Genomic DNA, 10,965 nt, shown 5'->3' with positions numbered 1-10,965 from the left:
GAGCGGGCTTGGCCTCAGGGGGCGCGATAGAAGCGGTTCAGCTCGTTCATCACCTGGATCATGACGCCCATGTCGGGGGTGCCGTGCTTGATGGGTCGGTAGCTGTTGCGCTCCAGCAACTCGAAGTCACCCTGCTTGTTGAAGTGGGTGATGGTGTTGCCCTGATAGATGGCAAAGTCGCGCTGATCTCCCGCCAGCAGCCAGTTGCGCGGGCTGGTGTCGAACAGGTTGCGGCCTATGCTGTAGTCCCGCGCCGGATTGCGTACCCCCAGCATGCTTTGCATCAGGGTCGGCACCAGATCCAGGTGACTGCTCACCTGACTCTGCGGCAGGCTGTCATTGCCCGGCCAGGCCAGCACGAAGGGCACCTGCACCTGATAGGGCGAGTAGTTGGTGCCATAGCCCCAGCTGTTGTTCTGGGTTTCGTTGAACTCCTGACCGTGGTTGGAGGTCACCACGACTATGGTCTGCTCATTGAGCCCCTGCTGTTGCAACTGGGTCAGCATCTGTTCCAGCAACTGATCGGTATAGAAGACGGTGTTCTTGTAGCGATTCTCCAGCTTTTGCAGGTTCTCGGCCTGATAGGCGGTGGCCGGATTGAACTTGGTCAGCTCGGGCTGGAAGGGCCCCTTGATGTTGGCCGGCAGCTGGTAATCACCCGGGCTTGACAGATAGACCAACGAGAACCAGGGCCTGTCCGGTGAACGCTTGGCGAGCCATTGCTGCCAGTCGCCGATCAGCTGGTTGTCATCGGTCTGCTCTGAGACGAACACCTGCTTGCGCAGGCCAGAGAGTATGCTCTGGCGATACTTCTGGGCATCTTCCAGCGCGCCGAACAGGCCGAACTGATAGTCCTGGCGCAGCATCTCGTCGAACAGCACAGGCGGCGTCTTGTCGTTGCGAATGTCGTCGTAATAGTGGCCGGGCAGGCCATAGAAGAGGCTGAACATCCCCATCACATCATCGTTGCCGCCACTCATGTGGTTACGGAAGTTGAGGTGCTGATCCGCATAGCGCTGCAGATTGGGCATGTTGATGTTGTTGAGCATGTCGGCCCGCAGCGAGTCCACCACCACGATCAGCAGATTCTTGTGCTCGACGGGGGCATTGACGCTGAGCGGCCGCAGCGGGTAGCGCAAGCGGCTCGCGCTGTCACCGTCCTGGGATTCGGCCTTCTTCTCGTACTGATCCAGATCCAGCCAGCCGTGTTTGGCCAGGAAGCTCTTGGCAGTCATGGGGTAGGAGAGCGGGAAGTTGGCGCGCTGCATTGTGATGGGCTGATACAGGGTGGCATCGGCCCAGCTGTTGACCACGTGGGTCAGAATGAAGCAGACCAGCAGGGCCAGCCCCACCTGATTGCCATACTGGCGGCGTTTGCGCTTGTTGATCTTGCGCCACACATAGGCCGACAGCAGCAGTTGCAGCAGGAAGATGGTCGGCACAGCCACGAAGATGATGCTCCAGATCGAGCCCTCCTCGGTTTGTGCCTGATCCAGCAGCAACTGCCACACCTGACCGTTCAGGTGGAACTTGAACAGCTGGAACACCTGGGTGTCGATGAGCAGCAGCACCAGCGCCAGGGTGGCTATGATGGCCGAAATGAAGCGCAGCGCCTTCTCTTTGGGCAGCACGAAGCTCAGCGGAAATACCGTCAACAGGTAGGTGACAAAGCTCAGAAACGAGAAGTGACCTATCCAGCTGATGATGAGATAGGTCACGCCGAGCGTGGTCGACGGCCAGCTGATCGCCCCCAGATAGCGGGTGGCAATCAGCATGGCCAGTATGATGTTGAAGAAGGAGAACCAATGCCCCCAGGTGATCAGGCGAGAGACATTATCACGATAGGGGTTGCCGGTTTCGACCATAGTGATCCATCTGCTTTGAGAAACGTCAAAAAAAAGCGGCGATTCAGTGTGCGTCGTGGCGATTGTCGACCGAGGAAGTCAGTGCCTGGACAAATTTTTCAGTGATCGCCTGGCGTTGTGCCGGGGCCATGCCGTTAATGATATTGGTTGTCACGTTACCCAGCACCATCAGGCTGAGGTCGACTGGCGCTTTGTGCTTCTCCAGTACTGTGATCAGGTCATTCATCAGGTCATCAAATTGCTGGTTTGTGTACTTTGATACGATGGGCATAATCTTGGGTTCATCTCGGTTCAAAGCGCCTTATAATACTTCACCCTTTCGGCTAACACTATGGCTTTGTGACATGAGTCTCGATATCGACAAGATCATTCTTCACTCCCTGCGCCAGGGCGGCGATGGTCAACCTCACGCCGACACCCGCAGCCAGACCCTGCCTGCCGATGAGGCGGTACAGGGGCTGATGGCGGAGCTGCATCGCATTTACAACGGCAAGGGTGGCAAGGGCTTCGGCTTCTTTGCCGACCCCGAAGCCGCCGTCGCCGAGCTGGCCGACGGTGAGGACGCCCCCAAGCAGCCTTCTCCCGCCTTTCGCATCGCCCTCGAGCAACTGCTCGGCGAACAGACCGAATTCGTGCCCTTTTCGGTCAACATGACCCAGCTGCTGGTGAAAAACCTGGTGGATCACGCCCTCGATGAGCAGGGGGTGCTGCTGTTTGCCAAATACAACTACGTCGGGGTCGATTACCTGATGCTTGCCCTGCTGGAAGGCAAGGAGAGCGTCACCGTCAGCGAGGCGCTGGACTTGCGCCATATCCATTATCTGGATATCGGCAAACTCAATCTGGTGGCCCGCATCGATCTGACCGAATGGAAAACCCAGCCAGACTCTCGCCGATATATCACCTTCAGCAAGGGGCGGGTCGGTCGCAAACTGGGCGACTTCTTCATGGATCTGCTGGGTGCCCGCGAGGGGATGGATGCCAAGGTGCAAAATAAGGGCTTGCTGCAGGCGGTGGACGATTATTGCGACAGCCGTCAGCTGGAGCCGGCCGAGCGCAACGACTACAAGAAGCAGGTCTTCAAATATTGCACCGAGCAGGCCAGCGCCGGTGAAGAGATCGAAATCAAGGAGCTCTCCGCCGAACTCTCTGCAAAAGAAGCGGGCGAGGGCGACCTCGATTTTTACAGCTTCATCGGCCAGGAGTATGAGCTGGAGGATCGCTTCCCCGCCGATCGCTCCACCCTGCGCGGCCTGACCAAGTTCGTCGGATCCGGCGGTGGTCTGACCCTGAGCTTCGAGCAGAAGTTGCTGAACAGCCGGGTGTTTTATGATCCCCAGACCGACACCCTGACCATTCGTGGCGTGCCGCCCAATCTCAAGGATCAGCTGCTGCGCCAGTCGTAATGTGATCTGCTTTCCACTTTTGGCAAAAAGACACCGCACTTCGCTGCGGTGTCTTTTTATTTAAGGGGGTAAGTCGCATCGAAACCAACTCGGTGCTTTGTTAACAAATTAAACAGAATAACCACCATGAAAGGGTTTTCAATGAGGTGAAAACCCTTTCATTCGTGTTTTTTTATTTCCATTTGGTAATTTAATTTCCATTTTTGGCGAGGAATATGCCAATAAATGGCGATAACCCCCTGAAATAAGAAAATGTTTTCAGAACTTTCTGGAAGAAAATACGTAATTGCATTTCAAAAATGCGAGTTGCGTCATGTGAGGCGGTGACGGCTTGGGATAATATTCATCTCGCACACAATGCTCTTACAGCGCGGAACTAATACAAGGAAAGGCTCATGAAAAAGAAATTGCTGTCATCCCTGATCGGTCTGGCTACTCTGGGCGTGGCTTGCTCTGCCACTGCCGCCATTGACGAAGGTCAACTGACCATCTGGATTAACGGTGACAAGGGATACAATGGTCTGGCTGAAGTCGGCAAGAAGTTTGAAGCCGAAACCGGCATCAAGGTGACGGTTGCTCACCCTGATCAGGTGGAAGTGAAATTCCAGCAAGCCGCTGCCACCGGCAACGGTCCGGACATCTTCTTCTGGGCTCACGACCGTTACGGTGAGTGGGTCAAGGCCGGTCTGCTGGTCCCCGTGACCCCGAACGCAGCCACCAAAGCCAAGTTTGAACAGTTCGCCTGGGATGCCATGGCAGTCGATGGCAAGACCTACGGTTATCCGGTTGCGGTGGAAGCCGTCAGCCTGATTTACAACAAGGATCTGCTGCCTGAGCCGCCGAAGACCTTCGAAGAGATCGCCAAGATTGACGAGACTCTGAAGAAGAACGGCAAGCGCGCCATCATGTGGGCCTATGACACCCCCTATTTCAGCTATCCGCTGGTGGCTGCCAACGGTGGCTACGCCTTCAAGAAAACCGCTACCGGTTATGACGTGAAAGATACCGGCGTGAACAACGCAGGCGCCAAGGCCGGTGTGGGCTACATCTCCGAGATGATCAAATCCGGTCACCTGGAAAAAGGCATCGACTACGGTGTGATGGACGCCAAGTTCAACAAGGGCGAAGTGGCCATGATGATCAATGGTCCCTGGGCCTGGAGCAACCTGGACAAGAGCGGCATCAAGTACGGCGTAGCGCCGCTGCCGACCCTGAACGGCAAGCCGGCCAAAGCCTTCGTTGGCGTATTGGGTGCCACCATCAACGCCGCCAGCCCGAACAAGGATCTGGCCATCGAGTTCCTGGAAAACTACCTGCTGACCGACGCCGGTCTGGCTCCGGTGAACGCCGACAAACCGCTGGGCGCCGTGGCACTGAAGTCCTTCCAGAAGACCCTGGAATCCGATGCCAACATCAAGGCGACCATGCAAAACGCCCAGAATGGCGAGCCTATGCCGTCCGTGCCTGAGATGAGCCGTTTCTGGTCTTCCTTCGAAACTGCCCTCAAGAACGTGACCTCCGGCCGTCAGAGCGTTGACGAAGCCCTGGATACCGCTGCCAAGCGTATCGTTCAGTAAGCATGCACTACCCGGGAGGCCGCAATGGCCTCCCACTCTCTCAAATCTCTCTTGGCGTTATAAAGGTTAATTGGCATGGAAGTAGTACCTTCTATTGAATCCTATGCCGGTCCGAAGGATAAGCACACCTGGCTTAAGTGGACCATCGCTGCTCTGGTAGCCATCCTCAACGGTTATGCGGCCGTGATGATGTACGCCAGCGGTGAGTGGGTATTCGCTCTGCTCGATCTGGTGGTGGTCTCCGTCGGTCTGTATGTCTTCATGAACAAGAAGACCTATGCCCACCGCTATATCTTCCCCGGTGTGGCTGGCATGGTTGTGTTTATCATCTTCCCTCTTGCCTACACGATCGGCATCGCCTTCACCAACTATTCGGGATCCAACTTGCTCTCCCTCGAGCAGGCACGGGATTACCATCTGAAAAAAAGCTACAAGGTGGCGGGCGGTGAGTTCGATTTCACCCTGCTGGGTGGTGAGAACAATCAGTTTCAGCTGCTGCTGAAACAGGACGACCAATCCTTTATCAGTCCACCTGTTTCCCTGATGAACAACAAGGCGCGTGAGCTGGCGACCCGTGAGGGCCGAGTGCAAAGCACCCAGCAAGTGGTCGAACTGCAGCCCTTCACTGGCGAAGCGGTCAGCAAGGCCGCCCCGATCCGTGCCATCGTTGAGCATCGTACTCACCTGAGTGACCTGGATCTGGTCCTGCCGGATGGCGGCACCCACCTGACCCTGAGCAGCCTGCGCAAGTTTGCCGCCCAGAAACAGCAATACACCCGTCTGATGGATGGCGCCGTGCTCAAGTCCGGCGTGGTGATCAAGGACAGCAACCTGCTGCGTGACACCCAGACCGGCGAGCTGATGCTGCCCAATGGCGACACCGGCTTCTATCAATACATAGACGAGCAGGGACAGTTTGTCGGCAAGGGCATGGCCCCCGGCTTCGTGGTGAGCGTGGGGTGGAAAAACTTCGTGCGCATCATGACAGACCCGGGTATCCAGGGTCCCTTCATGCAGATCTTCGTCTGGACAGTGATCTTCTCCGCCGGTTCAGTGGCCTTCACCCTGGCCATCGGCATGGTGATGGCGTGCCTGGTGCAGTGGGAGCAGCTCAGAGGTCGTGGCTTCTACCGGGTCATGCTGATTTTGCCCTACGCGATACCTGCCTTCATCTCCATCCTGGTGTTCAAGGGCTTGTTCAACCAGAACTTCGGCGAGATCAACCTGTTCCTGGAAGCGGCGTTCGGCATCAAGCCGGACTGGTACACCACCCCCTTCCTGGCCAAGGTGATGATCCTCATCGTCAATACCTGGCTCGGCTATCCCTACATGATGATCCTCTGCATGGGCCTGCTCAAGGCCATCCCGGAAGATCTCTATGAGGCGTCGGCCATGGACGGTGCGGGTCCGGTGCAGAACTTCTTCAAGATCACGGTTCCGCTCTTGATGAAGCCGCTCACGCCGCTGCTGATCGCATCCTTTGCCTTCAACTTCAACAACTTCGTACTTATCCAGTTGTTGACCAACGGGGCACCGGACATCATAGGCGCCAGTACCCCGGCCGGGACCACGGATCTGTTGGTGAACTACACCTACCGGATCGCGTTCCAGGGCTCGGGTGGTCAGGACTACGGTCTGGCCAGTGCCATTGCCACCGCCATCTTCCTGATCGTCGGCGCGCTTGCACTGCTCAACCTGAAATTGTCCAAAGCCGACAAGCAACAGTAAGGAGGCTTCTCAATGGCTATCGTACAACCCAAATCAGTCAAATACCGGGTGTGGGCAACCCACCTGGTCATGTGGGGCTTCCTGGCGCTGATCATCTTCCCGGTGATCATGGTCATCGCCATCTCGTTTCGTAACGGCAACTTCTCGGTGGGGGAGATCATCCCCTCCAATCCGACCCTGGATCACTGGAAGCTGGCGCTCGGCATGTCCATCACCAACGCCGATGGCAGCATAACGCCGCCGCCGTTCCCCGTGCTGACCTGGCTGTGGAACTCCATCAAGATCGCGTGCATCACGGCGCTGATGATAGTGACGCTGTCGACCACCTGTGCCTATGCGTTTGCCCGCCTGCGTTTTCGTGGCAAGCAGACCATATTGCAAGGCATGCTGATCTTCCAGATGTTCCCGGCCGTGCTGGCGCTGGTGGCCATCTATGCGCTGTTCAACAAGATAGGCGACTATGTGCCCTGGCTGGGTCTCAACACCCACGGCGGCCTGATCCTGGCCTACATGGGCGGCATAGCGCTGCACGTGTGGACCATCAAGGGCTACTTCGAGACCATAGACTCTTCGCTTGAAGAAGCGGCGGCCATCGACGGTGCGACCCCCTGGCAGGCGTTCCGCCTGATCCTGTTGCCCCTGTCGGTGCCCATACTGGCGGTGGTGTTCATTCTGGCCTTCATCGGCACCATCACAGAGGTGCCCGTGGCCTCCATCCTGCTGCAGGATGTGAACAACCTGACCCTGGCGGTCGGTGCCCAGCAATACCTCTATCCGCAGAACTATCTGTGGGGTGACTTCGCCGCGGCCGCCGTGCTGTCTGGCCTGCCCATCACAGTGGTGTTCCTGATGGCGCAGCGCTGGCTGGTCGGTGGCCTCACTGCCGGTGGCGTGAAAGGTTAAGTGTGTTGCCGCATGCGCCACACAGCCAGCACCATGGTGTTCCTGCTGGTTTATCGCAGGGCTGGCTGGTCGGTGGCCTCACTGCCGGTGGCGTGAAAGGTTAAGTGTGTTGCCGCATGCGCCACACAGCCAGCACCAAGGTGTTCCTGCTGGTCTGTCACAGGGCTGGCTGGTCGGTGGCCTCACTGCTGGTGGTGTGAAAGGTTAAGGTTTTAATGGTCGGGGGAGCTGACTCCCCCCGCCGTCACGATTTGCACAGATTTAAGAGCGGAGCTCGTCATGGCTGAAGTAGTACTCAACAACGTTCGCAAGAACTACGATCCGGCTGTCCACAAGGACACGCTGCGCAACATCAACCTGGCCATCAAGGAAGGGGAGTTCATCGTCTTCGTCGGCCCGTCTGGCTGCGGCAAGTCCACCCTGCTGCGCATGATCGCAGGCCTGGAGGACATCACCAGCGGTGAGCTGACCATAGGCGGTCGTTACATGAACGACGTGCCGCCGGTGGAGCGCAACGTGGGCATGGTGTTCCAGTCCTACGCCCTCTACCCGCACATGAACATCTACGAGAACATGGCGTTTGGCCTCAAGCTCAAGAAGATGGACAAGGAAAACATCCACAAGCGGGTGATGCGCGCCGCCGAGATCCTGGGGCTTGAGCCCCTGCTGGACAGAAAGCCCAAGGCCCTCTCCGGCGGTCAGCGCCAGCGGGTGGCCATAGGTCGCTCCATCGTCCAGCAGCCCCAGGTGTTCCTGTTCGACGAACCCCTGTCGAACCTGGATGCCGCCCTGCGGGTCAAGATGCGCATCGAGATCGCCAAGCTGCACAAGGAGCTCAACTCCACCATCATCTACGTGACCCACGATCAGGTGGAGGCCATGACGCTGGCCAACCGCATCGTGGTGCTGAGCCCGCTCAAGGGCGATGCCGAGACCAACCTGGAGCAGTTCGGCACCCCGCTCGATCTCTACCACAACCCGGACAACAAGTTCGTGGCGGGCTTCATCGGCTCCCCCAAGATGAACTTCCTGGCGGGCGAGTTGCTGGAAATCGGCGAGCAGGAGTGCGTGGTCAAGCTGACTTCCGGCGATACGGTGCGGGCGCGGGTGGATGCCCGTCGCGGCGCAGTCGGTGACAAGGTGGAACTGGGCATTCGCCCCGAGCACCTGGTGACCCTGGATCACCCCCATGCGCACAGCAAGGTGACCGGCGTCGTGCAGGTGGCCGAGCATCTGGGCGCCGAGTCCTTCGTCTATATGGATGTGGATGGCCACGACTTCACCGTCAAGGCGCACTCGGATATCGACGTGGCCACGGGTCAGGCGTACAGCGTCGGCATTCCGGCCGAAGCCTGCTACCTGTTCGATGCCAACGAACAAGCCTTCCCGCGCATGGCTCGCTATGTAAGAGCCTGATGGCGCCGAGGTTTTCCACTAAATTCAATGCCTTTTTGCCGGTCGCAAGACCGGCTTTTTATTGCCTGCCGTTCGGGGCCCGTCCGGCAGGCCTGGCTCCCTGGCCTCTGCTCAGGTCTCCAGCGCGGCCGTGATGTCGGGCACGAAGGTCTGGCTGGTCAGGGGCGGGCGCTCATAGCCCTCGGTCTTGATGGGGGGGAGTGTGATGGGCTCGTAGTGGATCGCCTCGTAGGGCACCTTGCTGAGCAGGTGGGCGACGCAGTTGAGGCGGGCCCGGCGCTTGTCGTCCGCCTCCACCACGAACCAGGGACTGTCTTGCGTGTCCGTGTAGGTGAACATGTCATCCTTGGCGCGGGAGTACTCCACCCAGCGCGAACGGGATTGCAGATCCATGGGGCTGAACTTCCAGCGTTTGATGGGGGTGTTAATGCGCTCCTTGAAGCGCTTCTCCTGCTCTTCGTCCGACACAGAGAACCAGTACTTGATCAGGGTGATCCCCGAGCGGATCAGCATGCGTTCGAACTCGGGGCAGGCGCGCAGAAACTCGCGATACTCGTTGTCGCTGCAAAAGCCCATCACCCGCTCGACCCCGGCCCGGTTGTACCAGGAGCGGTCGAACAGCACCATCTCGCCGGCGGCGGGCAGGTGGGCGGCATAGCGCTGAAAATACCACTGGGATCGCTCCCGATCCGAGGGGGCGGGCAGGGCCGTGACCCGGCAGACCCGGGGGTTGAGGGGCTCGGTGATCGCCTTGATGACGCCCCCCTTGCCGGCGGCATCCCGTCCCTCGAACAGCACCACCACTTTCAGTCCCTCCTGCTTGACCCACTCCTGCAGCTTGACCAGCTCCTCCTGCAGGTGGGCGAGGTGGTGCTCGTAGCATTTCTTGTCCAGGCGCGGGCGTTTCTTGCTCTTTTCCTTGGGCATGGCTCTCTCCTTTTTGAGTCCTTTTTGTGCGTCACCCCAGCTTGCACCAGGGAGGCGCCACTGCCAAGGCCGACGTGTTACACTGCCGCCCCGTTAACAGATGGCAACGGAAACAGAAGAAAACATGAGGCGGTGTATGGCGCTTGTGATGGCCGCCTCATCAGCCGCTGGCAATAGAAAAAACATGAAGCCATTTATGGCGATTGATACGGCCGCCTCATCAGCCGCTGGCAATGGAAAAAACATGAAGCCATTTATGGCGATTTGCACTGCCGTCTCATCATCAGCAGCTGGCAACAGGAGAAAACATGAAGCAATTTATGGAGATATCGGGCCGCCAAATGGCCTATCTGGACGAGGGGCAGGGCCCGGTTCTGTTGTTTGGTCACAGCTACCTGTGGGACAGCGCCATGTGGGCGCCGCAAGTCGCCGCGCTCAAGAGCCAGTACCGCTGCATAGTGCCCGAGCTGTGGGGCCACGGTGATTCCGACCTGCTGCCGGAAGGCCCTTGCACCCTGGCGACCCTGGCGCGGGATCACCTGGCCCTGCTCGACGGCCTCGGCATCGACGAGTGCGTGCTGGTGGGCCTCTCCATCGGTGGCATGTGGGGCGTCGAGCTGGCACGCATGGCACCCGCGCGTCTCAAGGGCCTGGTGCTGATGGACAGCTTCGTCGGCCTGGAGCCGCAGATCACCTGCGAACGTTACCTCGGCATGCTGGGCATGATTGGACAGCTCGGCACCATACCGGCCCCCATCGTCGAGCAGGTGGCGCCGCTGTTCTTTGCCAACCAGCCGGATGCGGCCCTGATGGCCGACTTCAAGGGGCGTCTCGCCGCCTGGCCAGGGGAGAAGATCGCCGCCATGGTGGCGGTGGGTCGCAGTTTCGTGACCCGGGAAGATCGCATCGACTGGCTGGAAGAGATGACCATGCCTGCGCTGGTGATGACGGGGTGCGAGGACAAGGCGCGCCCCGTGCTGGAAGGCTACCTGATGGCCGAGGTGCTGGGCTGCCCCTTCAAGGAGATCCCGGCTGCGGGCCATATCTCGTCGCTGGAAAATCCCGCCTTCGTCAATCAGGCTCTGGCGGCGTTTCTGGCCGACCTCTGATACAGCTACGGCCATGTTGCCAGACCAGGAAGGG

10 protein-coding genes are annotated in these 10,965 nt (G+C 58.8%); 6 read left to right on the top strand and 4 right to left on the bottom strand.

The genetic code is table 11. The features are described 5' to 3' along the window. Positions 1-14 precede the first annotated feature (14 nt). A complete protein-coding gene (locus tag ACM3N8_RS03410) occupies positions 15-1,865 on the bottom strand; it encodes a DUF3413 domain-containing protein (protein ID WP_103471844.1) in 1,851 nt (616 codons plus the stop codon). A 43-nt stretch (positions 1,866-1,908) separates the two neighbouring features. Continuing rightward, positions 1,909-2,136, bottom strand: coding sequence for a YejL family protein (locus ACM3N8_RS03405; RefSeq protein ID WP_042034515.1), 228 nt, complete (start codon positions 2,134-2,136; stop codon positions 1,909-1,911). A 73-nt stretch (positions 2,137-2,209) separates the two neighbouring features. Here ACM3N8_RS03405 and yejK point away from each other — a divergent pair, with 73 nt between their 5' ends. The 5 genes from yejK (at position 2,210) to ACM3N8_RS03380 (ending at position 8,895) form a co-directional block, all read left to right on the top strand. Beyond that, positions 2,210-3,271, top strand: a complete 1,062-nt coding sequence (yejK, locus tag ACM3N8_RS03400; RefSeq protein ID WP_043136962.1) for a nucleoid-associated protein YejK — start codon at positions 2,210-2,212, stop codon at positions 3,269-3,271. A gap of 395 nt (positions 3,272-3,666) precedes the next feature. Then, complete coding sequence (gene malE, locus ACM3N8_RS03395; protein WP_043136959.1) at positions 3,667-4,848, top strand: maltose/maltodextrin ABC transporter substrate-binding protein MalE; 1,182 nt, start codon at positions 3,667-3,669, stop codon at positions 4,846-4,848. Between the two features lie 75 nt (positions 4,849-4,923). After that, on the top strand, positions 4,924-6,576 hold the full coding sequence (gene malF, locus ACM3N8_RS03390; RefSeq protein WP_416015458.1) for a maltose ABC transporter permease MalF: 1,653 nt from the start codon (positions 4,924-4,926) through the stop codon (positions 6,574-6,576). Positions 6,577-6,588: 12 nt separating this feature from the next. Continuing rightward, positions 6,589-7,479, top strand: coding sequence for a maltose ABC transporter permease MalG (gene malG, locus ACM3N8_RS03385; RefSeq protein WP_043136954.1), 891 nt, complete (start codon positions 6,589-6,591; stop codon positions 7,477-7,479). A gap of 279 nt (positions 7,480-7,758) precedes the next feature. Then, on the top strand, positions 7,759-8,895 hold the full coding sequence (locus ACM3N8_RS03380) for an ABC transporter ATP-binding protein (protein WP_042865784.1): 1,137 nt from the start codon (positions 7,759-7,761) through the stop codon (positions 8,893-8,895). Positions 8,896-9,006: 111 nt separating this feature from the next. Here the strand turns inward: ACM3N8_RS03380 and ppk2 are convergent, their stop codons facing one another. Then, positions 9,007-9,822, bottom strand: coding sequence for a polyphosphate kinase 2 (ppk2, locus tag ACM3N8_RS03375; RefSeq protein ID WP_043136951.1), 816 nt, complete (start codon positions 9,820-9,822; stop codon positions 9,007-9,009). Positions 9,823-9,915: 93 nt separating this feature from the next. Further along, positions 9,916-10,092, bottom strand: coding sequence for a hypothetical protein (locus ACM3N8_RS03370; RefSeq protein WP_274452175.1), 177 nt, complete (start codon positions 10,090-10,092; stop codon positions 9,916-9,918). Positions 10,093-10,130: 38 nt separating this feature from the next. Here ACM3N8_RS03370 and ACM3N8_RS03365 point away from each other — a divergent pair, with 38 nt between their 5' ends. After that, positions 10,131-10,931, top strand: a complete 801-nt coding sequence (locus tag ACM3N8_RS03365; protein WP_416015457.1) for an alpha/beta fold hydrolase — start codon at positions 10,131-10,133, stop codon at positions 10,929-10,931. Positions 10,932-10,965: the final 34 nt, after the last annotated feature.

It is taken from the genome of Aeromonas sp. A04, from assembly GCF_047780465.1.
GTDB lineage: Bacteria > Pseudomonadota > Gammaproteobacteria > Enterobacterales > Aeromonadaceae > Aeromonas > Aeromonas bestiarum.
The sequence above is the reverse complement of the archived record's forward strand: the minus strand, read 5'-3'. Positions and strand labels throughout refer to the sequence as shown.